Genomic DNA, 24,371 nt, shown 5'->3' with positions numbered 1-24,371 from the left:
CCCTATTTGCCCGCCGAACGGAGCGGCACATAAACGCTGTTAAGGCTACCAGACACCACTCGCCCACCAGCCAGCCTAAACTGCACAACGGTGCGCTCTTGCTTGGAGCGGATGTCGAGATTGAAAGGCGGCACAACCAACTGCAGGCCGTCGCCCATGCGTACTTCAACTCTGACGCGGGCGGCTTTATCCAAAACCGCATAGCCGTGGACGTTCACTATATAACGACCATCAGGCAGACCGCGCCCGAACTGGCATTCCTGCCTTACAGGCTCGTTGTCATCCATGCCGAGATCGTCGCGAACAAGGTCGAGCACCTTGCCTCCCTTGTGGCTGTAGCCGGTCGCAATATCCTGCCCTGGTGCCGTTGCCCACAAATCTAAATCATTGTGACCCTGCCACGTCATGCAGATCATTATGTCTCCGGGTGGCGGCACGTTTTCAGTGGTAGCCTTTGTTGGCGGGTTGATACTGGCCAGCGCAACAAACGCCAGAACGCACATACCGAAGAACGACAGAAGCAAGACGTCGGCATATGTCCACAGCCAGTCATCGGCGTTATCCGCTCGCTTGGTCATTAGAGTTCACCTGCGCGGAGCGCTCCAGCCGTGCGCACAATGCGAACATTAATCATCGACCACAGAGCAAGCGATAGTCCGACAACAGAGGATCCGTATGCGGTACCAGCGCCGGAAAGCATCGACCCGCCAGCCGCCCTTGCACCTTCTGGTGTCGCCATAGCGTCTGCGCTCACGGAGCTAAACGCAGCGGATATCCCGTAGCCGGTTCCGATAACGGCCAGAATGAAGAGTGCCTTGACGACAAGGTCTAGATGTTCAGATCGAACCAGCACGGCATCAATGGTCTGGCTTGTTGCCTTGGCTATGCGGCGAGCCGAGACGAACGATGCGACTACGCCGTAAGCGAACACAGCCAGAAGCACGTAGACGATTGCGTGGCCAGAGAAATGATGTAGTGAGCCGCTCAACCACGCCCACGCAACTAAGCAGGCGCCGGCAAAGTTGATGATGTAGAGTTTGGCGATGGTCATGGCTTTTCGTCCGCAATGGTAGGAGTGAAGTCACCATATGAGCCTACGTACCAACTGTACGATTCTGGCACGTCCTCGATGTAGAGGTTCAGTTCAAGCCACGCCGCAAAGCCATCCTCGGAAGGCTCGTGCCACTCGTAAGCCTTGACGAACTCCGAACGACAGCGGTCAACAACCTCCTTCTGGTCGAAGTCTTGCAGGACATTGTATGGACCGGATGTCCACCTGTCGCTCCACTCGCCGCCGCAGAATGAGAGAATAGTTCCCTTGGCAATCTTAGCCATCACACCCTCCCAAGCAAGCCACAGACCGCCGAACCCGGCACAATGAAAGCCAACCCCATCGACGTCAGATCGAACTTGCCGTCGACTGGATCCGGCGTGTAGTCGAGCGCTCCGCCGACAAGGATGCCGACCACCTCTCCAGCATCATTAAAGACACCGCCGCCGCTAATGCCGTGGCCAGCCGTGACGTTGCCAACAACGACCGACTTCCAAACGGCATTGCTGCGCTCGTTGCCTGCAATCTTGCCGGGAATGTAGAGATTGTCATTGTCGCCGGGACTGCCCGCAGCAACGATGGCGTCACCTACGGTCGGCGTTCGGCACGAGAGCGGCGAAGGTGACATCTGATTTGGATGAACTGGCGCCAGAGCGGCAACGTCGTAAGCCTCATTCACCCAAAGTACGTCTGCAGATTGGACCGTGCCGTTGTCCATCTTCACCATGACCATCTTCTCGCCTTTGGCCACATGCGCAGCCGTGAGAATGACGCCATTGCCGATGTACACGCCTGAGCCGTGACCACCGCCGCTGAGGTCAATGCGAACCACCGACGAGGCGGGAGGCGGTGGGCACATCAGACCGCACCCATCGCCAACGGCGCTCGTTGTGACAGGGTCAATCGTACCAGCCGCACACCCCGCAGCGGCCACAGTAGCCAAGCAAGAGGCAGCAAGAAGGGTGGCGGCAAGAATGCGCATTGGTGTTCCCCTTGTGTTGTTTGGTGGTGGCGGTAGGCGACAGGCGCTACTTGATGTCGATATCAGGAATGATAGACAGAGGCTTGAAGACAACCTTGTAGTGGTAGGCGCTGATGTTAGCGTCTTCCAACTGCTCCACGAAGTAGGTCACGTTGTCGGACAGTCCGAGGAAGTGCTTCTTATAGGCGCTCGCGCCCGTCTTGCATGTCACGGTTAACTGCTTGGACGTGTCGGCATTCCCAAGAGAGCATTTGCCCTCAATGGTAAGCATGTAATCGCCGGTAATGCCGTTATAGAAAACGATGCGGCGGTTGATGTTGAAGTAGTCGGCCGCCTTCGACAGATTGGCAGACGCAATGTCCGCGTCGGTACAGCCTGCCAATGCGGCTAGGCCAAGCATGGCGGCTAGAATGAGTTTCTTCATGGTGCGGCCCTCCTTGCTTTCGCCCTTAAGCGACCAACTCTTCCAACTTCGCCTTGATGCGAGTGGCGCGGAGGACTTCAGCCGCCGCAGTATCGTGAGCTTCCTCAGCGGCCTTGATGTTGTCTAGCTCTGCGGCGGCGCGCTTGCCCTGGTGTGCAATCGCCTTTTCCAAGTGCGAGATGCCGCTCATGATGCTTGCGATGGCGCCGTCAACGGACGGCTTGCTGAAAAGCTTCATTGAAGTCCCCTTTGGCGCTATGCCGATTCGCTAATTACTATCCTCAACAATATGCCCATTTGCATTTCTTGTCAACTGAAAAGGTAAATGGGCATATCTAAGCCCCGAACGCAAAAAAGCCCGCCAACCTTTCGGCTGACGGGCTTGGGTATTTTCGGGTAGGTTTTTGGGCGGCTACTTGCCGCGCCAAACTTTGTAATAAATTTGAACAGCAAGCCACACGATACCAAGGACGGTCAAGGCGAGAGACGCGCCGTCCTGAATGTATGGAAGCCAAAGAACATTAGTGGTGGCGGCTGCGGCTATGCCAGTGGTCACACGCTCTTGAACAACCTCGCCAATCATTTCTTCTGCCCGCCACGGACAGCGGCGTCCCGCTCAGCGTAGAAATCACGCAGCGCCTTGCTTCGGCGCCCGCACTCAATCAGCGCCTTGCGATCGGAGATCCACAGGCGCTCCACATCCTTCTGCGTCAGTTGCCCCTTCGGCAAGCGAACCGGGCCAAGACAAGCCGTCACCAGCCGCGAGTCAGGCTCACTCAGTGTCGGCGGAGGCAATACCTTAATGGACTGAGTCGATACGCAACCCGCTGCCGTCAGACAGGCAAACGCGATCACGATCAGGGTCAGCGTTCGCTTCATCTGAGAGTTCCTTGATGTGGGCTTCCAAAGCAGCGTTGGCGGCCGCCAGTTCTTCAATCCGCTTGGCCTCGAGCGCTTTGGCCAGCGCGTTGGCTTGTGCCTGGCGGCTGATTTCGGCGTTGGTCGCCGCGGTAATAGCGACTTCGCGCTTGTCGTACTTTAGTTGCCATGATGTGGCTGCCGAAGAGTAGCCTGCGTGATAGGTCCAGCCGAATGCGCCAGCGATAGCGGCGGCAAGCAGACCATACACAATCACCGTGCCCCAGCCGCCCGTTGCGGGGTTAAGCCATTTCATTGTGCGTCCCTCATTTCGATTGGCGGCGGGTCGGGCGGCATGACCGCGCCGTAGTCCTGCGTCGGCTTAAGCGCGGCTAGCAACTGGCGAAGATCCATATGGCCGACGCCCATATATGCGCCACCGATGCCCGCAATGAACGTAAAGCCTGCGACCGCGACCGTGGCCTGCGTGGAGTAGACGGCATAGAACATGATCGCCCATGCGAGCGCTACACACACAACCACCAGCCTCTTGCTGAAGGTTCGGCCTGGCTTTTCCGGTATGCTACCCGCCATAGCCGATAGCCTTTAGTGCAGCATCGTAGCCGACCGCGTAGCCTGCAATCAAAGACGCGCAGTCCGTGCCGTTTATGATGCGGCGAGCCGGAATAAACAGCGACTGTTGCAGCGTCACATAGTCGCCAAGCTTCTTGCCTGTGAACCAGCCAGACTTCATACCAAGGACGATGATGTCCGCAGCGTGATCAGGATTCAGCACAAGTTCCGGATTCCCGACGAAATCCGCGCCAAGCTTGGCGCTCGAGAACGTGTAATTACGCCGGCCAGTGATCTGCACAAAGCCGCGACCGCGAAACAGGTAACCGTCGCCCTTGTTGACGTTGCCCAGCCGCCTGCCGATAGAAGTGCCTGGCTCATACTTGTAGAAGTACGAAACCGCGCCTCGCTCATGGATGGGCTGCATGGTGTGGCCGGTCTCGTGCCACGCCGTGGCAAGTAGATAGGCGGCCTGATTGCGCAATAGATGCTGCTCGCCGCACTTGCCTATCAGCAAGCGCGTGCAGCCAATATCGAGGTTCATTGTTGTGTCCTCTTGTGTCAACCCCACCGCAGCCGCTTGGCTGCGTAAGTGCCTCGGCGCTCCCATCGGGCTAATTCCTTGGCACAGTGCGCAGGCTCGACCCACTCTAGCCAGCGGCATAGCCAACAGTTGGGTCGGCTAGTTGCCAATCGAGCGCATAGTGTTTGGCCCTTGATGCCGCCTAGCGCGCGGTTTATAAGGCGGGAGAGGTTGCCAAGGATGGTCATCAAGTATTCCATATGAAGAAACTAGCAACGGCGATTGTAGCCTGTACTGCGGCGGTTCTAAGTTTTTTGGTGCCAGGTTGGCCGTCGGCCCCTCCGCAGATCGGTTTCTTCTCTCCGAGTGGAATGCACCAAGAGTTCGCCGGAAAGGTTCAGTTCGCGGTCATCAATGCCGAGAACATAGATAATCTTCGCACCAGCTTTGAACTAGCCCGGAAGTCAAAGACCGACCTCTTGATCGATCTTGGACCGCTGATTGCCAAAAAAGCCAGTGCTGGCGATCTATCCGTTACTTACGCAGCCCCGGATGGATCAACGCGACTCAAGAAGTATCAACCTGTTCTGCCTATCAAGATCCGTAAGATTCTTGGCGACGAATCGCTCCGAACCGCCCTGGCGCCATATGCGAAGCTGATGGCAGAATACCAGGACCAGCTAAAGGCGGTCTTTCTCGTGGATGAGCCATACCTAAACGGTGTGTCGAAGAGCGAGCTTGAACGCGCGAGTCGGGTGATCCGCGGGGTTCTCGTCAATTCCGGGGTGCGATCGCCACGCATTGGCGTCAATTTCGCAGCTGCGGAATTCGACGCTGGTTTTGGCGCTGAGGTCGCGGAAGCGGCCAATCGCTATGTTGTCGATGTTGAAGCCTACCGAGACAGTCTTATAGGCAAACCGGAGTTTAGGAGTTGGGACGAGGCATTCAGCAAAGCCAGGCTCACCACTTATGATAATGCGGGCAGTCTCTACGCCGAAGGCGGCATCCCAGATGGCGTTGATTTCATTTCATTCGACTTCTACGTCTCGACGCTTCTGGTGGATGCTCTGCATGATCGCTCCTTGGCATGGTTTGCCCGGCACACCAACGAGCCGGCGTGTTCATCTTTCAAAGATTCCACGATGTCCAGCATACGGGGCCGTCTGTCTTTTTTTCGAGACGGCCCCGTCGTTCAAGACCCCACCGCCCAGATATCCGACAGAGCCCTGCTGGATAGCATCTTCAATTGCCGGATGCGGGCTACAGTCGGACTTCTCCATCAGGCCATAGATCGGTCCTCGTCTAAACCGGAGATTTTGCTGATTGGGGAGAGCAGTGGTAACGGGTTTGTTGAATTCGACAAGAGCGGCAGAGTCGAAACGGCCCAACCCGAGAAGTTAATCGAGCTTCGGTCCTTCCAAGAGACGCAGCGTTACATAGATTTTTACAACGCTCACCGGCAGGATTTTGCCGGGTTGGCGTTTTTTACCTTTGGCGACGAACATGACGCATCTATCGCGCTGACCATTCGCGGCGCGGCGGCTATGCCTTCCGTGACCGCTGCAATCTTTGCTGCGTCTGCTGGGCGTTAGTTTTAAGACTTGAGAACCCATGCCTTGAGCGTTCCGCTGGCAAGATCGAGCACACCGCCACTTTCGTTTTGGAAGCGGACGGATACTGTGTTCGCTGCACTCACCCATGCTGTGACCGTAATACCCTGCAAGGCCAGCGAGAAGGACGCCATAGCCATGTCGCCAAGCGCAGCCCCCGTGACCGTCACGGTCGTAGTAACGCCGGCTGCGTCCGCCAAACTTGCCGGGTCGAATGTTGCCGTTCCCTCCAGACGACTATTGCCGTCTACTGTGGTGTAAAGCCTGTTTGCTGTGATGTTCGCGGTTACGCCCGCTGGAGCTTTAGCTCCATTAATCGTACTGCCCGAGACAACAGCCAGGCCATTGTCTGTGATATGAGGTGTTTTTGATGTGTGGTGTTGCGTGTTTACTATTTGTACAACAGCGGTGTCGTAGTAGATGTCGTACGTCGCATTCGCATTGAACGCAAACAGACAATCTCTGATTGAGTTCTGGCCGCTGTTAAATATAACCACACCGCCGCCTGAGTTTGCTTCAAACCAGCAGCCTGAAATCGAGGCTCCAGTTGAATATGGTGCGGTGATTGCTGTGCCGACATTTCTGACTCGTATCGCTCCACTCAGCGGAACGCCGTTGGTTCCGTTACCCTCAATGTCACACGCGTCAACGACAAGCATGTTGCCGTTAGCAAAATCTATACCCCAAGACGTATTATTTTTAATTTTGCTGTCACGCACCACATTGTGATTTGGATACCCACCCCCAGCAGAGGAGACGAATGAAGTAGCAAATATCCCGCGTACATTCCCCTCAACCTCGATGTCGTTTAGCACATTGGCGATGCCGCCGTTTAGCCTCACGCCATCCGTACACCCTTTTGCGAGCACGCGATTGAAGGTACTATGCACAATATCCCAACACTCGATGCCGGCGCTTGGTGTCGAGCCAGCAAAGGCAGAGAATTGGATGTCCTCTACCAAAACGCGCTCAGTAAAAGCCGTGGCCGCACTCCCACCCAATCTCAGAATAGGATTGGAATGCGCAGCAGAGATGATCGTTCGCTGCCGGTTTGCCCCACGTATAATAAGTCCGCCAGCGTTCCCAATCGTTCCCGCGTCAAGCGTGGCTGTCGTTTTATATGTTCTTGCGCGCGGCCACCACGCGACCTTCAGGGCTTTTGCGAGAGCGAGTGTAGCTTGCAGTGCTATGGTGTCGTCCGTTACCCCGTCACCAATGGCACCAAACCAAGACTCGTCTATACCACCGCTAAAAACCCGAACCCAAGCGCCGGCCGAACCGGCGATCGCAGTAGCTTTGACATAAACACCTTCTGACGCATCAGCTGCAATTTGTACGGAATAGTCTCCCGCCCTCCACACGAATACACCTTCCCTGCCGGATTCTGTTAGGCAGGCGATGGTGTCCCTTGTAGTGTCTAAGGCCTTTAGTGCGGCACGCGTAGCGACGTACCTTGCGCGCGTCGCCTCAACATCGGTTCCCCACTCGCGGATTTTAGCCTTCTCGGGCTTTTTAGATCCAGACGAAGGAACGCCATCAATTACATAGTCGCGAAAGATGCTATTGGCGGTGTCGACCAAGGAGGCCTCCTCAAATGAAGAAGGCCCGCCGAGGCGAGCCTGTAAAAAATTAGTGGAGTGGACAGGCCAGTCCTGTTTCAACCCTAAAGGTCAGCGGTATTCTTCCGCCTCACGTTCAGCCGCGGCCCGCTTAAGTCACAACCACCGACCCGGTAGCCACGCTTGCAGATTCCACAGCAGAACCATTGCGCGCCTTGATCCAGTAGTAATAAGTGCCCGCAGCAAGCGCGCTATCGACATAACTGTCAGCCGTCGAAGGTGGACCAAACTCGGTACGCACTAGCACCGCAGTGCCTTCTGTATTGACCGTGTTGCGTCGGATGTTTGCGGCAACATAGTTAGCACTGTTGGGTGCCGTCCAGTTGATCGTCACTTGACCAACTGCGCCTGTCTTGCTGACCGCTGTGACAATCGCCGGAGCCGTAGGGTCAGCAACAGGCGTAATCGTCTGGCTGGCGGTCCATGCACCTTCGCGACCCGTCAAGGTCACAAAGCGAACCTGCGCCTCGTAAAGTACGCCATCAGAAAGGGCAGTCGTGTTTGCCGTCGTGGCGTCATCGCTGATCGCCACGACTGTCCAGTCGGTATCTGACGACTTCTTGTATCGGCCCTGCATTGTGAGAGCATCAGAAGGAGGCAAGTCGAATGTAAGGACGCCAAAGGGAACTTGCGTTCCGCTAACCGTGATGCGGTCCACCAGAAAGTCGAAGTTGGTAGGCAGCGGTATGGTTTTGTCGACCACGGTCTCTTCCGAAATTGGTGCCGTACCTTCCTCGCTCGCCGCATCCCAATCGTATGCCTCAGAAGGCATAGACTGGACCTGCAATGACACACCGGTCAGAATACCGCCTTCACCTATGTTGAAGCGAAAGTCTTGAATTTCGAAGACTTCGTTGATACCGAAAAGCGGATAGCTAATCCGGACAAAGCGCTTGCCGAACACCGCCATAGCGCGAAGATTGCACTGGAACATTCCAACCCAAGAAGGATTGGCACGGTAAGCCTCGAGTTTCATTAAGCGCCGCGCCTGGCCGTGCGATGGTGCCATATTGAACGCTGTGTCCTTGGCTATCTCGCCGCGGAGCGCTACGTCGTCTTCGTCAATCCATTGATCGGCATCGGTCGACTGATAATCGTGGAATGGTGACGTGTAGGTGGCACGAATGATGTTAGCGGTAGTTAGTACATCCCGCCCGCGAGACACCTCGGAGAAGCCCGTAATCGCGTCTGCATCTAGCGTAACGGTCGGCTCTTCCCAAGTCCCAATATCAAGCGTCAGCCCGCCATCAGATGTTGGAACTAGCCGCCCATCACATGCTGCATTCATGCGAGCTAAGACGTCGGCGGGGCGCTCGTCGAGTTGGTATGACCCCCAAAGCCGGTATCGGTTTTCCGTCCCACCGGCTTTTAGCGCAACCGCCTCCGCGCACTTGTTGTGCGCAGTCAGCCAGCCTGCATTGGCAATGGGCGTATTGATGATGCTGGCCGGGAGGCGCATGCCATCCGCATGGGTAATGTAGTCATGCATGATATCGGCAGCGTTGTCGGACCAAATGGTGGTCGCAGTGGACGGATTGTAGACTTTTGATCCGCGCGCGACAACCCGATATAGCGTGTTCAGGATGTTCGGAAACATGTCCGTCAAGCTATCTGACGAGACCGGATCCTGATACGCATAAAGGCTCGAAACGCCATCGCCGCGATGCGACGTGTCCCATTCGGGAAATGCTGAACCTAAATCGGTATAGTGTGTTTCGGTGGCTATCCCGCGGCGGCTTTGAATCCTAAGATTGTAGTCGCCGCCTCCCTGGTTCCACGGAAGCTCCTGAACATAGCCACCACCATTGGTGGTAACTAGATTGTCGTCAACCCAAAGCTCCTCAATGGCGTCAAGCTCGCCCGTTCCCAGCGCTATGACCTTGTGAAGTCCGCCGTTTTTACTCTCGACAAACGCCCATGGGCCGGACGCCTTTACTCGCCCGTAGTGGCGAACTCGAGGCGCAACCGGGTTTTTTACGGATGTCTGGACGTCTTGCGGCTTTGGTGGGTCGGGTCGAAAGATCGAACTTGCTAGGTAAGACAGGCCAATCGCAACGCCAATTTGAATGGCACCGACAATTGCCCCGACCGTAACCGCAATTGCGGTCGCACCACTGACCCCAGCCGACACAACGGCCAGGAGGACAAGGCTCTCAAGGCCACGCACTGGTGGCCCCTTGCGGGGAAACGTGTTCGATATGTAACTAGTTCTCATACCGCGCCACCCCTAATGGTCATACCGACCACGCTTTCCAGAACTGTTCTATGGGCACAGCAAGCGCGCCAGTCTCATGGCGCGTAAACCAGTAGTCACCAGCATGGATGGCAGGTGCCAGGACGCCCTTCTCATTGATGATGAGGCCGATATCGCCTGGTACTGGCTTGGCTGTCTTTTTGAAGCCTCCGGCTCTAGCTGCCCGATTGACCAGGACCGCAAACATCTGCGGTACCTCCAGCCATTCGGCTGCATCGGTGGCGTTGCGCAATTGCTTGCCGAAAGCCGTTACAGGCGACACTCCGGACGCCCTAAGCACCCAGCGATCTATCGTCCCGCCGCAGTCCGTTACGCCTTTTTCGTATGGGCGCGTCATCTCGCACGCGATGTACTCGCGCACGGCTTCTAGCCGCTCGGCTTCGGTCATCGCTAACCTGTGATTTTATTGGTTAATAATCGGGATACGTGACGGTCTTCATCAAGATTGAAGACACAAATCCGAAGAACTTATCGCCTGGCGAGCGCGCCTGTTGATCGCGGTCTGTATTACGACCGTATGGTGGTCTGCTGCGGTTAAAGAAAGCGTTCTCAGCCACAATTGAAATGGACTGTACCGCGCCTTCCGTCCCCTGCATCTCGGATCTGGACACCTTCGGAGGTTGCGCAAAGCCCCAGAAAATCGGAATTGGATTGCCTACGGTTTGCCAAGAGTCGTCAAAAAGTTGCAGATAAACAGTGACCAACTGCTGGTCGATGAGCGGTGTGTCTTCCAGCGCCTTGGCGAGAAAATCTAGCGCTTGGTCCGGCAAGCCGGCCACTGATATGGTGACGCTATCGCTAGCGCCACTACCGGACAGCCCAAGCCCCTCAATGTTGCCCATACCGTGCATGGGTAGGAATGTGTTTCCTCCGGTGACAAGATTGGTATTTCCATTCCACGCGTATTGTGGGCCGGAAGCCCAATCGAATTTCACCAGAAGCGAAACATAGACTCGGCTTGCGGTAAGCAATTCCAATTGCTCTGCCGTGAAGAAGTCACTCATACGTCCTCCACGAACGAAATCGATGGAGACCCGAAGCGCCTTAGCGCCAACTCCAAATCAAGCCCGTCGTCGTTAGCTAGTCGCATGCGGCAAACCGGATCATCAAAATCCAAATGCTCGCCAGCCGTAACAGCCTCACGCAATGGCGGCCTTATCGTCATGACACCGGTATCTGCATCGAACGTCCGTATACGATAGAGCCTTTCACCAAGGCTAAAGTGCATACCTGGTTGGATATCGTCCGCGGCATAGTTCACCGTCACGGTAAGCGTCGTCGCGCGCAATGCCGCGTCTGCAGCCAGCACAACATCGGTCAGCGAGCCGACATAGCCGGTGTCATCATCAAAGAACGCATCGTCGCTGTGCGGCACTTGCGCGAATAACGCTTGCTGGTCGGCGGACAACACCGCGCCAGAACTAGGTCCGTAGGCGCGGCACAAAGGCACCAGGATGCTTCCGAGACGTCCTTCCAATAGGGCCGCCAACGCCCTATGCACCAGCACGGCTTGGCGCGACTTGACTATCACGGAGCCGAACGTCGCCTTCCAAATTCCAGCATCCGACGAAACCACCTGAGTAGCGCCCGACACGGACGCCGGTCCCGCTAGGGACCGGCTGTCAAGATCAAATGAGACGTTCTGCGGACGGAGCACTTCGCACGGCCAACGGATAGTCATCTCGTCTCTCCGTTAAAGCTGCCTGCTCTGGGCATTGGCCAGATAACCCGGCATGTTAGCCTTGGTGGCCTTCTGGCTCTTCTCAACTGCCACCTGCACAATGGTTCCGCTGTGGGTCTGAATGCGGCTATCAGCAATCTCCGACATCCTGCCGCTGTCGTCTTGCAAGACAACGCGGACGACGTCGGTGGAGCCTTTGGCGCCGTTGGGAACGGTTGGCCCGCGCAAATCTACGGGAATACGCCGACCGTCCGGCAGTGGAACGGCGGCTTCGGGTCCAGCCTCGCCAAAGATGGCAGCCGTATTGGACGTCCCGCCCCCAGCGAACCGCTTAAGAGGCACCGGCTTGCCGTGTGCGGCCACACCGCCTTTTGCGAACAGGAAACTGAATAGGCCACCAAGGAGACCACCTCCACCTCCCGCCTGCCCACCAATGCCATCAAAGAGCGCATTAAGGCCAATATCCAGTAGCTTGTCTGCGACCTTGTTGAGCGCACCAGCCAAGGCTTCCGTGGCAGACTTTCCGTCCTTCATGTCTTGGATAAAGCCGCCCAATACATCCTTACCAAAGGCGGAGGATTCTTGAAGCTTCTGCGACAGTTGTTCCTGGCTGGCCCTGAGCTGGTCGCCGGCAGCAGACGCCTTTGCATAATTCCCAGCGAGGGCGTCGATCTGCGCCGCAAGCTCCGGTGTTATCTTAACGCCAGCCTTCGCAGCGTCATTCAGAAGTTGCTGCTTTATGCGAGCCTTCTCAACAGCAAAACCATAATCGTTGATCGCGGGATTAAGCTTAGACTGCGCTTCATACTCGGCATTTAGAAGGGCAATACGAGCCTGTATTTGCTGCATGTTGCCGGCAAAAATGTCATCCGGCGACTTCTTCGATTTTCCGCCTGAACTGCCGCTACCGCTTGCACGATTGTTGGCGTACGAGATGGCATCATTGACTGTGGCTCCACCGCCCAAGATGGTTGGATTGGCCCTGATCGACGCGGCTGAAATCAGCCCCGCCAACGGCGTGCCACTTGCCGCAGACAGCACCTTGGCAGCGTCACCAGCGCCAAGGAAGTGCGCCAACTGAAGCGCGGCTTCATCGACATGGACGCCGGCCGACTGCAGGACTGCAGCATTCTCTTTGGCGTATGCCTCAATCAGAGAACGACTGACATTAGCGTCAGAGCGGAGCGCCAGGATAGCGCCACGAGTCATACCCTCTGCGCGATCGGGAAAATACCGCTTGAACAGGTCTAGCCACGTCGATGCGATGAACTGGCCTGCGCCAGTAGCGCTAGAGTTGGGATTTTTGGCGTTGCTATTGCCGCCGCTCTCGGCTTTTACAACCCTGTCAACGAAGCTTTCAATGGCGCCGCCGGCCTTGTCCAATTCGAGTTCGAACTGCGACTTAGTGTGGCCTGCGGTGTAGTCCTGTTGCTGCTGTGGATTGAGGAAGTTCCCACCATCACTCGTAAGTGGCGTCAAGCCGCCAAGGGAGGAACGCGAGAAGAAGTCCTGAATTGCCGTATCGGCACGCAACTTCTGACCGGCCGCGGCGGCTCGCTCAAACTCATCGGCCATACGGCCAATGGCGTCAGCCATTTCCTTGGCAGCTGGGATATGCGAATTGTTGTAAAGTTCGGTTAGGCCGGCCTGCACATTCCGAAGATGCTCAACTGAGGCGTCGCCCTTTTTGACGTCCTCAAACAGGATGCCAAATGCCTGCTGAAGCTTTACGACGTCGCCGTCCGACGTCCCCGCTGCCTGAAGTTTAGATATCAGTTCTACAAGATCAACGTTGATGTCTTTTATGATCTTACGGAGATCGGCATACTCACCGCTTACCGCGGCCTCGGTTGCACCCTCAAGGTCTTGCTTGTCCTGAAGCTTCTTCTTTTCGTCATTGTATGCCTTAAGTGCAGGGAGTGCGTCTCCCCACTTGTCGGCAACCTTGCCGATAAGTTCCGCCTGCTCCTTAAGAGTCTTTTCGGAGTCCGCGCTATCGGACAGCATTTGTACGAAATACTGTACCGCCGCGCCGCCCAAACCAATGATGGCAAACGTTGCAAGCGAAACAGGATTGACCATGCCAGCAAAAGCACCGCCAAGCGCACGTACGGCACCGAGCGCGCCGCCACCCGCGCTGCTAAGCGCCTGAGAGACCTGGCTGCCCTGTTGTGCCATAATAGTGAATGGCGACGTGCCGCTCATTAGCCCTTGAGCAATGTCGTTAAGCTGGAAAGTCAGGTTGGTGACGGCCGCCTTTGTCTGACCTACAGATACGGTTGCGGTCTTTGCACTGCGCTCAAACGATTTACCAACGTTGGCATTTGCGCGAGCGAAATTACCGTCAATGTTGTTTGCAGCGCGCTCGGCGCTCTTTGCAATAGCAGCCGCCTGCTTTTCGACTTTGGCCTGGCTTAACTCAATCGAAACGACAAGCCGCGCCAAATCTTCTGCCGTTGCAGCCATCGCAAATATCCTGTATAAGCGTCGCCACAATCAAGGACGTCGAGATGTATAAGGCTCTGTTCTGTTCGGTATGCGCAGCGGTTATCTTGGTCTCGGGTGCCCACCTGTATGACCAACACGCCGAGCGTAAAGCCGTCGCTACGAGCGTGCGCAACCTCATAGTTACCCTTGATGATCGCACCAGCCAACCAAAGCGCATCGCGGAGGAGGTTACGGCTAGCAACAATCTCCGCGATGCCTGGTAATTAAAAGCCCTCAATTCCGAACTCGGCCAATTCAGCGTCATCCATGGGCGGTGGGGCATCCTCGCCAGACTTGTGCACTTCTGTGTAGCCAGCAACGCATGCGTTGAACTCCCACAGCGTGCACTCGTCAACCTCGCGCGGGGTGTATCCCAACACCGCGCCACTACCATAGTAGGTAGACCAGCGTGTTTTGTTGTTTTTTAGCGAGGGTCGGGCGTTTCCGCCCCCGCTTTCTGTTCCCCCGCGGAAGATTGGTCCTCCCCGTCCCACATAAGGAAGCGACGAAGGATTTCGGCCGCGGTTACGGTCAGAGTGTACGGGCTTGCCGTCTCGGCCAGGACGCTATCAACTAGCCGCTGCGCATCCTTCTCTAGCATGCCGCCACCAATCAATCCTAGACGGATTGGCGCCAGAACGTCATCGATTTTACACTGGCTCGAAAGCAGGCGCATCATCACAACGAAGCAACCTGCATCGCACTTCTGTTCGATCGCCCGAAGTTCGCCAATCGCCAACCTAAATTGGTGAATTCCCCCCGGCCACACAACCTCCTCAGCACTCCTCATATTAAGCGTCCGTGCGGGTCGGCAGACCGTCGAATTCAATCGAAATCTGTGCCTGGATCTTCTGGCCTTTCTCAACCGAATTCGAGAGTTGCACCAGATATGCGTTGCCGGTTTCGTACTTAGTGTCGCCAACTGCGGCATTCATGTGGGTGACGCGAATGCTCTTGGTCTGACCAGAATACCACCAATCCATTGCGTTGCCGTGAGCCTCAACAGACCACACGCCAGATCCGGAGATTTTAACTTCCTGGCTCTGAACGCTGCGCTCAACCTGGCTCGGCAGGTCTTCCGAATCGCATTCCGGAACCTCTGTGGTCTGCATGTTGGACGTGCGATCAATGCCGCGCGACGTCAGACCACACCACTTCGAATAGATGCCGGATGCGGCAACCCACTCGACTTCAACAACCATTTTAGAAAACGTACCAGTCGAGGCATAAGCCATTTTGTAGCCTTTCGGGCAATAAAAAGCCGCCCAAAAGGCGGCTACAAGGTTGGATATAAGTTGTTCTGTCTATATTCGCTTCCGCTTCGGCCTTATCGCCTCAGCCTCTGCCTTAGTTGGTGACGGGTAGCGCTCTGCCAGCCCTTGCTCAACACAGTAATCGACAAAGTCGTGCGGTCTCTCTTGTGGAACTGGCGAGGCGTGAGCGTTAAAGCTAAATCGCGAATTCGGTCTATGCCAGTTGCATTCTCGGAAGGCTATCATCCATGCCATCATGCTTCCTCCACAATAGCCTGCACCATCACAACACCATGACTTGTCAGTCCATCAGGATCGCGGAATACGCGTCGCATGATGACACGAATCTCGACCAGGGCATTGTTTGTGAGTGTCAATTCGCGCTCATGTAGGGCAACCTTTACCGCGTCCACAATGTCCTTGCACGCCACCTGTCCAACCGCCCTGCTCCAGCAGTCCAACTGAAATGTGTGCTCTCCTGACTCGATACAGTCCGCGCCATCGTCAACAACATCATGTGGGCCGAATGAGATGTATGCTTTCTTGGTCCCGAATGCAGTCGTAGGCACATTGTCGTATACGCCATCTACGAGAGCCATGACGCCAAGGTCGGCTTTAAGCGTTGAGTACAGCAGTCCCTGCAGTTCGGTTGATGGACTGGCCATGTTTGTCCTAACTGCCGGATGCGGCTAGTTCCTTTAGCGCCGTACGCGATGCAACAACGACGCGCCTTTTGGCGCGACTCTTTAGTGTTCGGTACGAAACAAAGAAATACGGATTGGCCGCCATCTTCTGCGTGCCGAATTCCTGCATTCTGGCGTAAAACGCCTTGTCATCGCCAGCGTAAATGACCAGCCGCAGGCTGCCTTCTACGCGCGATCTGGCCGTGCCGAGGATTTTTGTTCCGGCTGGGTTGGTGTCCCAATTCCAGCCGATACTGTCTCGAAGGTCGCCGAACTCCACAGGAACGAGGCGCTTCATCATCGCAACGATTTCGTCTGCGCCCTTTTCCATGGCGTCTCGAGCGCGGCTTTCAACGACAGCCGGCATGCGCATGAGCTTGGCTTTCATCGCAGCAACGCCAGTAACGGCCATCAGGCAGCCACTCCCGACATCACCAGCATCTCGACGTAGCCGCGACTGTCGCTTTCCTGCGGGCTTTCCTTGACTTGGAAAGTCTCGCCTGTGCGTGCGTCTTCGACCTGCCACTCAGGCTGTACCAAGCGAGCGTTGATGCAGTTTCGGATGGTTAGAATGGCAGGCGTCTTCGCTGTGAGGCGGGAAGCCATAACGCTCTCACCGCCGCGCAGATATTTGCGGTTTCCCGCCATCTCAAATTGGAAAACGAATTCAGCAACGGTGTTGCCATGCCCGTCATCTTGTTCGACGCGCCGAAAGAAGCGGTAGCGCCGATCTAGTTTGCCGGCGCCCTCCATGGGTTACGCCAGGACGACGCCAGAATTGTCAATCTTGACCTGAAGCACTGTCGTGCTGAGGCCGTAGCCGATCACGCTTGGATAATCACCGGCCGCGACATCTGCTACAGGGCAAATTCCGCCAGCGGTTCCTGACGCGTAATAGAAGACACCAGCCAGGATGGCGGCACCAATCGTAACAGGGCCAGCCGTAACAAGGGCAATGGGCTGGTTTGCAGAGGCGGCATGCAGCGCAACGCCGGCAACCGTGCGAACCGCCGCAGTGGCCGAATCGGTGTCGGCCAGGCCGTATTTGCCAGATGTAGGATCCAGATAAAGGATTTGGCCCGCGGTAATAGTGGCCGCGGCAATGCCCCGTGCAATAGTTGCTGTATTACCGGCCACAACGTTGGCGGCCGTAATCGTCAAATCAGCCAATGTGGCCTCCTGTTGTGTTGGGTTTAGGCTACGGGCTTCGTCGCGGCATGGCCCTGCATGACCGAAGCGCCGTAAACGGCGCCAGTCGTCGCGCCGGCAACAGTGACGTCGACGCGCAGGTAACGCTTGGTGCCCAGATAGCCGACCTTGTAGACCTTGCTCGCCGTGCCGGAAGAACTCACAACCGGCTTGGATCCCTGCAGGAAGCCTGCGGCAACCGTCGCAAAGGTCGAGTTGTCGTCGGAGTCCTTAATATCAAAAGTGTGTGTGCCGTCCGTCCATGCACCTGCATGAATGACCGCAACAGCGCCGGAGAAGCCAAGAAGGTCAACACCAGTGCCGTTGGCGGTCGCAGTGCGAGCGGCCGGAGCGAACGATTGGGCGAACCCAACGTCGTTGTATGAATCGCGCATTGTTTATCCTTGCGGCTTCGCCGCGGCTAGTAAAAACGATGATTGCTCAATAGCGAATCGAACGACGTCCAATTCGCCTCACCTGCGCTTTCACGAGTCTCATAGAGATCGGCAATGCGCAGCAAAATTGCATGCTTTACGGCAGGTTCGACTTCTGCAAAGCCAACCACTGCGGTTAGCGTAATCAGCGAGTCCTTCCGTATCGACGGCCACACTTGGCCGTACTTGAGGACGACTGTGTCTCCTCGCAGTTCATATACTGTCGTTGCTAGCGTCTGCGTTGCGCCTGCGGCATCAACGTAGGCCAGCGACGCAATCGACTGCGCAGGACGGATAGGCAAATGCGTCAAGTCGCACCAGTCGTCAGCCTGTACAGCAACGGTCTGCTGCGCCAGATATACGCCACAATATTTCTCGGCATGGTTGCGCGCCGTGGCTATCAGGTCCGTAAGATTTTGGTCGTCGTCGTCAAAGTCGACGCGGACCTGCCTCTTGGCCTCTACAAGCGAAACCGGTTCGCTAGTTGCCGCTATCGTTACTGTCGGCTGAAGCCACATCGTCACCGCTCCGCTTGCCGCGTTTTTCAGCGGCGGGCATCGCTACCGCGCGCTCAATCTTTGTTTCTGCGGAAGGAACCGCAAAGCCAGCCTCGATAAGGCGAATGGCGTCTTCATTGTCCCACTCGCACTCGTCGCCAACGTTGAACGCAGCGAAAGCACCGGCGAGACTAACAAGCAATTTGATCTTCATATCGCCTCCGAGATGTGGGGCGCCCTTTCGAGCGCCCCTTCAGAATTAAGCCTGAGCGAGGTACTTCACGGCCTTGGTGTCGAGCAGTTCGCCGTCGAAGCGGATCAAGCCGGCGATGCCGAGATCCGGCCAGAAGCGCTCGCGCAGCACGCCGATCACCGGAGCGCCAACCTTGCGGACCCAATACTTGCCGAAATCACCGAAGAGCACGGTCTTATTGCCTGTGGCAATATTGGCCATGGCCTGGTTAATGTAATAGCGATAGCTAAGCAGCGTACCCGGCTGGCCTTTGGTGATATCGCCCATCTGCCAAAGGTAATTGCCCTGACCGTCCTTCAGTTTGCGGATAGCAGCAAGTGTCAGGTCGTTGAACTGGAACGCAACCTTCGGTGACTGGCGGTAAGCCGGATCGACTGAATGCAAGAGGTCGATCAGTTCGTCCGAGGCGATCGCCGTGGCCGACGCTGCGGTCTTGCCGAGCGAGGATGCGGTAACGATGCCATTCGGAGCGGACGAGCCGGTGCCAGTGGTAAGCTGGGCGTTGGCCAGGCGGCCAAGGCGCTCGCCAAGCAGATCAGCAAGCAGCGACTCCATGTTGAAGATGGAATCCTGCGCCAGCTGCCAGGAGAACTTCACGAACTTCGTGTTGAAGTCGTAAGCCTCGAGCTGCTTCTGGCCGAATGTCGCATCAGCCGAACCATCGTCGGTCAGCGCAGTGCCTTCCGTGCCGGCGACGCCAGTATTGCCGGTGTCGTCAGTGGTCGGGATCGGCAGCGCATTGCCCGAAGAGGTGTTGAGTTCGCTCACGATGTTGCCATCGTACATCGGACCCCAAGCCTTCATGGCCTTGACCAGCATGTTCTGCAGTTCGACCGGAACGGTGTAGCCGCCCGCGGTGTTCGTGCCGCCAGTCTGAACACGCTTTTCCATGTCGGCAACGACACCAGCGCGAAGAACCTTGCGCTCCTCTTCATTCAGCGCATCAAGCGTAGCGCCATTGGAGAGGAACTTGTGGAACACCTCGCGGTATTCGGTCTTGTTGCCATCCGACTGGCCGCGCTGCTCGGTGTCTTCGCCGGTCGGGCGCCTAGCCTTGCGCTCTTCCTCAGCGGCGCGGTTAATGCGCTCTTCGGCAGCAACCATGCGCTGTTCGCGGGCGATGTCGGACTCAATCTTATCGAAATCTGCCATAATTGCGTCGTGGCGAGCGTCAAGCTCTCCGGCGCGGGCTTCGTCAGTGTTGGCCTTGATGGCGTCCAGAGCTTCGCGCGCCTGCGTGACAAGACGGCCACGCTTTTCATTCAGTTCCTTAAGGGTCATTTCAATTTTCCATATGAAAAAGGCCCGCAAGTGCGAGCCGTAGGGGTTGAAATGGCAGGACATTGCGTCCGGCCCTCCGGCTTTGCCGGGTGACTACGGTGCGTCCTGCCGGATGCCCCGAATTCTTTGCTCTTGCTGTGCTTCGCGCTCAGCGATGCGGCGCTTGGCGGCTGCTGCGTCGGCGACGCGCTTTTCAGCGTCCTTGCGAGCTTGATAAATCTCGCCGCGAGCCGTCTCTAGTGAGCGAGCGGCTAGAGTAGTGTCCGGATAGGCCGGATTTGCCGTGGCCGTAACCTCGTAAAGTTCGGCCTCCAGAATGGTTCGATGCGGCAAAGTCTGCGTGTCATCCCACTCTTGTTTCGTTGCGCGAAACGCGAATGACATGCCCGACACATCACCACGCTCAACAAGCGTCCAAAGGTCGTTGCCATCAGAGGTGTCCGGCACGTCGATCTCGACGGCCAAACCCTTGTCGTCCTCGGCCAGACGCAGCGTCTTCGACCTAGTCCGTCCAAGCACGCGGCCCATGTCGTGATCATAGAGCGCGAGGATGTCGCCACCGATCGCCTTGCTGAAGGCGCCAGGAGCGATGCGCTCAACGAAGTAGTCTCCGATGGTCGTGTCTGAATTCCACACGGCGGCATAGCCTACTAGCGTGCGCTTGCCGTCAGAAGCGCGCGCCTCTACGCCTAGCAAGCCGCCGCGCTTCTCAATATTGTTCGTCATGCGGCAGCCGCCCCATCATTTGTAGCGTTGTTGTCGTTCGCCGGTTTTGCTGGCGTCTTTGCAGGCGGCGTCGTCGTGACGGCGCTGGTTCCAAGGGGCACGGTTGCTCCTTGGATATACAAGACGTCGCCGTTCTCCATGGCTGGTCTGTTGTCCAGCGCGCGGCCTTCGTTCGGCGTAATCAAGCCGTTCTGCACACCCTGCGCCAGGCCAGCCATACGAGTCACGAAGTCGCCGCGGAGCAGGCCATCAAGATTGTGCTCGATGTACTTGCCGCCCCCGCTGCTGCGACCGAAAATCTTGAGGTTCAATTCGTCCTCAAAAGCCTCAGCCCATTGGCCAACCAGATGCTGCACCAGCATCAGGTTTTGCTGCTCGGTGTTGCTGAAGGTCGCCCCAATCAAGTCCTGCAAGAAGACTTTCGGCAACTGGTATATGCGGGCGATTTCCTCGACCTGAAAGCGCCTGGCCTCAATCATCTGCCCCTTGGCAGGATCGATGCCAACCGGCTTTAACTCGTATCCTGGTGGAATCGGGAAGACCGCCTCGTTTGCGTTCTTCGCTGCGTCCACAGACCGCTTGATATCGGCTTGCGCCCGCTTCATTGCATCTGGGCCGGCAGGCAGAGGGCCAGTCAGCGCAAGCGGAGGCACGCCGCCACCAGCAAAGAAATTGCTGCCGTAGTCGTTCATGGCCAAGGCAAGTTGAATTGCCTTCGATCCCATTGTGATCGGGCCGTAGTGCCGCAAGCCGTCATGCCAAAGCATGAACGGGACGTCGATGACGTCCCCGGCCGGATATTCCTTAATCGTATGCGTGGCGTCGCTAAACTGGTAAAAAATCTTGCCGCCGCGCCGCTGGATCGTCGTCTTGGTCGGATCCATAGGCCACAGCGAGTCGACGCCTTGCGACGTCCGCTCAATCCATGCCAGCCCGCGGCCACCGGTAAAGACTTGCTGCCAAAACCACTGCCGAAACTTGAATGATCCCTGCTCTGGGTTTGGAGCGTCGTGCACGACAGCCTGTAGCTTGCCGCCAAGCTTCTTTGGCCCGTCCTTCGTGTCGCGATAGGCATTGAGAGGCAGTGATGCCAGCGTGCGCGACAGGAACGCGACCGCGGCCCACACAGATGGAACCGCCAGGGCGCTATCGATCGTAACGGCAGGCAGGTTTAACGACTGAATGCCGAAATAAGCTAGGAAGTTTTCCGTACTTACCGGAATGTTCTGGTTTTCAATAGAATCGCGCGTTTCTGCGGCAATTTTTGTCGTTTTATCCCGGTTTTCGCGGCTAAATGGCCACATTAAGCCGCCTCCTTAACAAGAGAAAATTCTGGATCATCCCACGGCGATTTAGTCGGCTGCTCCGGCGCCCCATCTACGGCGGCTCCAACCGCCATGCACAAGGCCACGGCCGGGTCGATGCGGATGGTCGACTTGCGTTTGGACAGCCATTGGTTGCCCATAAGCGGATCCGTTTCGATCGCCGCACCCATTATGGCCGACATCAACACCGGAGAACGCCGCAAACGAATGCGACCTTCCAAGATGAGCGTTTCCAACGCCGACACCGAACCTGGCATCCAAAGTCCCAACGGGACTTCTTCACCGGCAGCCTTCGCGGCCTCAACCTTGTCCGGATCGGGCTTGGCCCGTTTCTTCCCGCCCTGCGGGTGCGCTACGGTGTTGAGTTCCACACCATACGCGTCGAGTTCGTCTTCGAACTTGTCGAACACGTACCTATCAAAAGCCAGCACGCCAATGCCGTGGTCCGCATGTACGCGGGCAAAATGTGCCGCAACATGATCGTATCGGATACGAGCGCCATCAGGTGCATTGAGATACCCTTGATCCACCCACAAGCGATACGGAACGTGGTCGACCTTCGACCGCTCGTCCATCGTGTCTCGAGGCGTCCATGCCTCAATCCACGCGTCGTAAGTCGGCAACTCGGCCGACGTGCCGTCCGCCCTGGTGACTGTCTTGGTTCCCGTCTCGCGAACGAAAGCCGCGGCGGTCAAATCCTTGGCACCAGACAAATCGAGACCGGCAGCCAGTATCGGGCCGCCGTCCACGTATGGATCGAAGTCGACCATGACCTTTTCGATGAGTGGCCGCGGTATCCATGAGGTGTCGGCTTCGGTCCACACACAGAAGTGAAGACGCAAAATGCCGTTGCGCTTCGAAGGAATGTCCTTCGCCTGCGCAACAACGCCTGCCAGGTAATCGTGCTTCAGCGTCACGCCAAAAAGCGGATTGGCCTTCTGCCAGCAAGTCGGATCCGTAAAAGGATCGTCGTCCTTGTCGAGCGCACAGACGTAGCTAAACGTGCTGTCGTCAACCACCTCGCCGACATAGGTAAAGTCGTCGTCGGGCGTTGCCGTGCCGGCCGCAACTTTGACTGCGTGCTGGTGTTCGTCCCAGCAAATCGTGGTCCTGTCGCTGCCCGAGTTCGTAATCATGAACAGGAGCGGAGCGCGGCGAAACTTGAAGCCACGCTCGAGCATTTCGATGACCTTGCCATCGGGATGCTCGTGGATCTCGTCGGCCAGCGCCACGTATGGCCTAGGCCCGCTGTGCGCACCTTCGCGCGATATCGGGCGAAAGAACGACCGCGCAGCCAGGAACGAAAGATTCCAAATCGGATTGCCACCAGACGGCGTCAGCGCAGACTTCAGAGCGGGCGACTGCTCATACATGGCGACCGCGTCGCGGAACAGAACGAACGCCTGGTCCTTGGTTGCAGCTGCTGCGTAGATTTCGGCGGCAGCCTCACCGTCCGCAATCATGCAGTAGTGGCCGATGCCGGCCGCTAGCGGCGACTTTCCGTTGCCTTTTCCCTCTTCGATGTAGGCGCGGCGAAAGCGACGCAACACAGCGCCATCCGACTCCGTGCGCTTCCAACCGAAGATGGAGCCAATCTTGAACTTCTGAGACGGATGCAGGTTGAACGGCTTGCCTTCGAACTGCCCGCCGTTCAGGCGGAGTACGTCAGGGAAAAAGTTGATGACGTCTAGTGCTGCATCCCTGTCCCAAATCAACCCGCGCTCGTGTCCGTGCGCTCGGTCGTTCAGATGCCTGCGGCATGCGTTCCGCACGTGCGGGCCGGCTACAATCTTCCCTTCGCAGACATCAAGCGCATAAGCGTCAACCGGGTCTGCGCGTGAAATACTTAGCGGCTGGATCTTCTTCGTTGTCGCCATTCGGCTTTGCTCCCGCCTTGCTGGCGTCGGCCGGTGTGGCGCCCATCTGTCCGTAACACTGCCTGAGAAGGTTGAGCGCCTGCACGCCCACATCGACGTCTTTCGGATCCATCATCCGACCGCGTATCCTGGCTGCGATCGCAAGGTGGCCGCGGTGACTTGAATTAAGCCAAGGCACCTCCGAGACGATGTCGCGCCATGCGCGCTTTGCGAAGTCGTCCAGCCAATCGAATGGCTCTCCAACACCATCGGAAACAACCGGCTCTTCACGCGCTTCAAACTTCTTGCGCCTTACGGCTGCCTGACCAGTAACTTTCGCCTTGGCCTTCGGCGTTCTTGGCCGCGCCATGAAATACCTCTTGCCCATTCAGGCGAAATCGAATAATGTATTTGAGGTGACAGATCGAAGACGCACAGCGCCGATTCGGTCACTTAAAACTCCCGCCAGACCCCAACTTCTGAATTGGAAAAATGCGTACGCTTAGGGACGCGCGGTACAGGGCGGCCGACCACTTAGGGATCGACCCACCCCCTACCCCTAGAGCATTCGACGTCATTCGGTAACATCGCACTAGATGTAGTGGTCACAGAGGCCATCCGTCCGCACCGAAGCGAACCACCGTCTTGCCGTGGTCTTCCATCTGCCCTCGGCTCGAGTGGCATGGCTTGCATGTGCTGATGAATGGACCTGACCAGAACAGTTCTAGGTCGCCCTTGTGGGCGACCGCATGGTGGACCTCAGTGGCAGGCTCTACTATCTCCTGCTCTAAGCACCATTGGCACAGAGGCTGC

Annotated in this window: 30 protein-coding genes; 1 reads left to right on the top strand and 29 read right to left on the bottom strand. The window is 56.9% G+C overall.

Annotated features, from left to right (window positions below; translation table 11 throughout):
* Positions 1 to 2 precede the first annotated feature (2 nt).
* The 9 genes from LB559_RS09350 to LB559_RS09310 all read right to left on the bottom strand — a co-directional run bounded on the left by LB559_RS09350 (position 3) and on the right by LB559_RS09310 (position 4,432).
* A complete protein-coding gene (locus tag LB559_RS09350; RefSeq protein WP_224673879.1) occupies positions 3 to 578 on the bottom strand; it encodes a hypothetical protein in 576 nt (191 codons plus the stop codon).
* Entirely contained in the window at positions 578 to 1,051 is a 474-nt protein-coding gene (locus tag LB559_RS09345) for a hypothetical protein (protein ID WP_224673878.1), read from the bottom strand. Before LB559_RS09345 ends, LB559_RS09350 begins: the two co-directional genes overlap by 1 nt.
* Positions 1,048 to 1,335 carry a hypothetical protein gene (locus LB559_RS09340; RefSeq protein WP_224673877.1) on the bottom strand — a complete coding sequence of 96 codons (288 nt, stop codon included), beginning with the start codon at positions 1,333 to 1,335 and terminating at the stop codon, positions 1,048 to 1,050. The genes LB559_RS09345 and LB559_RS09340 overlap by 4 nt, the downstream gene beginning before the upstream one ends.
* Positions 1,335 to 2,033, bottom strand: coding sequence for a serine protease (locus tag LB559_RS09335; protein ID WP_224673876.1), 699 nt, complete (start codon positions 2,031 to 2,033; stop codon positions 1,335 to 1,337). Before LB559_RS09335 ends, LB559_RS09340 begins: the two co-directional genes overlap by 1 nt.
* 46 nt (positions 2,034 to 2,079) lie before the next feature.
* A complete protein-coding gene (locus tag LB559_RS09330; protein ID WP_224673875.1) occupies positions 2,080 to 2,457 on the bottom strand; it encodes a hypothetical protein in 378 nt (125 codons plus the stop codon).
* 25 nt (positions 2,458 to 2,482) lie between these two features.
* Positions 2,483 to 2,695 (bottom strand): hypothetical protein, encoded by a 213-nt coding sequence (locus LB559_RS09325; RefSeq protein ID WP_224673874.1) that lies wholly within the window; start codon positions 2,693 to 2,695, stop codon positions 2,483 to 2,485.
* Between the two features lie 561 nt (positions 2,696 to 3,256).
* Complete coding sequence (locus LB559_RS09320; protein WP_224673873.1) at positions 3,257 to 3,631, bottom strand: hypothetical protein; 375 nt, start codon at positions 3,629 to 3,631, stop codon at positions 3,257 to 3,259.
* Entirely contained in the window at positions 3,628 to 3,825 is a 198-nt protein-coding gene (locus LB559_RS09315; RefSeq protein WP_224673872.1) for a hypothetical protein, read from the bottom strand. The genes LB559_RS09320 and LB559_RS09315 overlap by 4 nt, the downstream gene beginning before the upstream one ends.
* A gap of 73 nt (positions 3,826 to 3,898) precedes the next feature.
* A complete protein-coding gene (locus tag LB559_RS09310; RefSeq protein WP_224673871.1) occupies positions 3,899 to 4,432 on the bottom strand; it encodes a hypothetical protein in 534 nt (177 codons plus the stop codon).
* A 239-nt stretch (positions 4,433 to 4,671) separates the two neighbouring features.
* Between LB559_RS09310 and LB559_RS09305 the strand changes: the two genes are divergently transcribed.
* Complete coding sequence (locus LB559_RS09305) at positions 4,672 to 6,003, top strand: hypothetical protein (RefSeq protein ID WP_224673870.1); 1,332 nt, start codon at positions 4,672 to 4,674, stop codon at positions 6,001 to 6,003.
* A 2-nt stretch (positions 6,004 to 6,005) separates the two neighbouring features.
* On the opposite strand, the gene LB559_RS09300 is transcribed toward LB559_RS09305, so the two are convergent.
* The 20 genes from LB559_RS09300 to LB559_RS09205 form a co-directional block, all read right to left on the bottom strand.
* Positions 6,006 to 7,601 carry a right-handed parallel beta-helix repeat-containing protein gene (locus LB559_RS09300; RefSeq protein WP_224673869.1) on the bottom strand — a complete coding sequence of 532 codons (1,596 nt, stop codon included), beginning with the start codon at positions 7,599 to 7,601 and terminating at the stop codon, positions 6,006 to 6,008.
* Between the two features lie 130 nt (positions 7,602 to 7,731).
* The gene (locus LB559_RS09295) at positions 7,732 to 9,807 is read right to left on the bottom strand and encodes a fibronectin type III domain-containing protein (protein WP_224673868.1); all 2,076 of its coding nucleotides are present in this window, start codon (positions 9,805 to 9,807) and stop codon (positions 7,732 to 7,734) included.
* Between the two features lie 67 nt (positions 9,808 to 9,874).
* A complete protein-coding gene (locus LB559_RS09290; protein WP_224673867.1) occupies positions 9,875 to 10,282 on the bottom strand; it encodes a DUF6950 family protein in 408 nt (135 codons plus the stop codon).
* Between the two features lie 22 nt (positions 10,283 to 10,304).
* Positions 10,305 to 10,898 (bottom strand): hypothetical protein, encoded by a 594-nt coding sequence (locus LB559_RS09285; protein WP_224673866.1) that lies wholly within the window; start codon positions 10,896 to 10,898, stop codon positions 10,305 to 10,307.
* Entirely contained in the window at positions 10,895 to 11,575 is a 681-nt protein-coding gene (locus tag LB559_RS09280) for a hypothetical protein (protein WP_224673865.1), read from the bottom strand. Before LB559_RS09280 ends, LB559_RS09285 begins: the two co-directional genes overlap by 4 nt.
* Positions 11,576 to 11,587: 12 nt before the next feature.
* Positions 11,588 to 14,041: a phage tail length tape measure family protein gene (locus tag LB559_RS09275; RefSeq protein ID WP_224673864.1), complete on the bottom strand. Its 2,454-nt coding sequence runs from the start codon at positions 14,039 to 14,041 to the stop codon at positions 11,588 to 11,590.
* Between the two features lie 445 nt (positions 14,042 to 14,486).
* Positions 14,487 to 14,852 (bottom strand): gene transfer agent family protein, encoded by a 366-nt coding sequence (locus tag LB559_RS09270; RefSeq protein WP_224673863.1) that lies wholly within the window; start codon positions 14,850 to 14,852, stop codon positions 14,487 to 14,489.
* 1 nt (position 14,853) lies between these two features.
* Positions 14,854 to 15,297, bottom strand: a complete 444-nt coding sequence (locus tag LB559_RS09265; protein ID WP_224673862.1) for a phage tail tube protein — start codon at positions 15,295 to 15,297, stop codon at positions 14,854 to 14,856.
* Between the two features lie 272 nt (positions 15,298 to 15,569).
* Positions 15,570 to 15,980, bottom strand: a complete 411-nt coding sequence (locus LB559_RS09260; protein ID WP_224673861.1) for a DUF3168 domain-containing protein — start codon at positions 15,978 to 15,980, stop codon at positions 15,570 to 15,572.
* A 7-nt stretch (positions 15,981 to 15,987) separates the two neighbouring features.
* Positions 15,988 to 16,410: an HK97-gp10 family putative phage morphogenesis protein gene (locus LB559_RS09255; RefSeq protein WP_224673860.1), complete on the bottom strand. Its 423-nt coding sequence runs from the start codon at positions 16,408 to 16,410 to the stop codon at positions 15,988 to 15,990.
* Positions 16,410 to 16,751 (bottom strand): head-tail adaptor protein, encoded by a 342-nt coding sequence (locus LB559_RS09250; RefSeq protein WP_224673859.1) that lies wholly within the window; start codon positions 16,749 to 16,751, stop codon positions 16,410 to 16,412. The genes LB559_RS09255 and LB559_RS09250 overlap by 1 nt, the downstream gene beginning before the upstream one ends.
* Before the next feature lie 3 nt (positions 16,752 to 16,754).
* The gene (locus LB559_RS09245; RefSeq protein ID WP_224673858.1) at positions 16,755 to 17,168 is read right to left on the bottom strand and encodes a hypothetical protein; all 414 of its coding nucleotides are present in this window, start codon (positions 17,166 to 17,168) and stop codon (positions 16,755 to 16,757) included.
* A 23-nt stretch (positions 17,169 to 17,191) separates the two neighbouring features.
* Positions 17,192 to 17,581 (bottom strand): hypothetical protein, encoded by a 390-nt coding sequence (locus LB559_RS09240; protein WP_224673857.1) that lies wholly within the window; start codon positions 17,579 to 17,581, stop codon positions 17,192 to 17,194.
* A gap of 26 nt (positions 17,582 to 17,607) precedes the next feature.
* Complete coding sequence (locus tag LB559_RS09235; protein ID WP_224673856.1) at positions 17,608 to 18,138, bottom strand: head-tail connector protein; 531 nt, start codon at positions 18,136 to 18,138, stop codon at positions 17,608 to 17,610.
* On the bottom strand, positions 18,101 to 18,331 hold the full coding sequence (locus LB559_RS09230) for a hypothetical protein (RefSeq protein ID WP_224673855.1): 231 nt from the start codon (positions 18,329 to 18,331) through the stop codon (positions 18,101 to 18,103). Before LB559_RS09230 ends, LB559_RS09235 begins: the two co-directional genes overlap by 38 nt.
* A gap of 45 nt (positions 18,332 to 18,376) precedes the next feature.
* Positions 18,377 to 19,651: a phage major capsid protein gene (locus LB559_RS09225; RefSeq protein ID WP_224673854.1), complete on the bottom strand. Its 1,275-nt coding sequence runs from the start codon at positions 19,649 to 19,651 to the stop codon at positions 18,377 to 18,379.
* Between the two features lie 93 nt (positions 19,652 to 19,744).
* Positions 19,745 to 20,377 carry an HK97 family phage prohead protease gene (locus tag LB559_RS09220; protein WP_224673853.1) on the bottom strand — a complete coding sequence of 211 codons (633 nt, stop codon included), beginning with the start codon at positions 20,375 to 20,377 and terminating at the stop codon, positions 19,745 to 19,747.
* Entirely contained in the window at positions 20,374 to 21,681 is a 1,308-nt protein-coding gene (locus LB559_RS09215) for a phage portal protein (protein WP_224673852.1), read from the bottom strand. Before LB559_RS09215 ends, LB559_RS09220 begins: the two co-directional genes overlap by 4 nt.
* The gene (locus tag LB559_RS09210; protein ID WP_224673851.1) at positions 21,681 to 23,579 is read right to left on the bottom strand and encodes a terminase large subunit; all 1,899 of its coding nucleotides are present in this window, start codon (positions 23,577 to 23,579) and stop codon (positions 21,681 to 21,683) included. The genes LB559_RS09215 and LB559_RS09210 overlap by 1 nt, the downstream gene beginning before the upstream one ends.
* Entirely contained in the window at positions 23,524 to 23,946 is a 423-nt protein-coding gene (locus LB559_RS09205) for a hypothetical protein (protein WP_224673850.1), read from the bottom strand. Before LB559_RS09205 ends, LB559_RS09210 begins: the two co-directional genes overlap by 56 nt.
* Between the last annotated feature and the right edge of the window lie 425 nt (positions 23,947 to 24,371).

Origin of the sequence: Mesorhizobium sp. BR1-1-3 (assembly GCF_020165455.1) — a bacterium.
In the GTDB taxonomy this organism is placed as follows: Bacteria; Pseudomonadota; Alphaproteobacteria; order Rhizobiales; family Rhizobiaceae; genus Mesorhizobium; species Mesorhizobium ciceri.
This window is presented reverse-complemented; position numbering and strand designations above follow the sequence as displayed.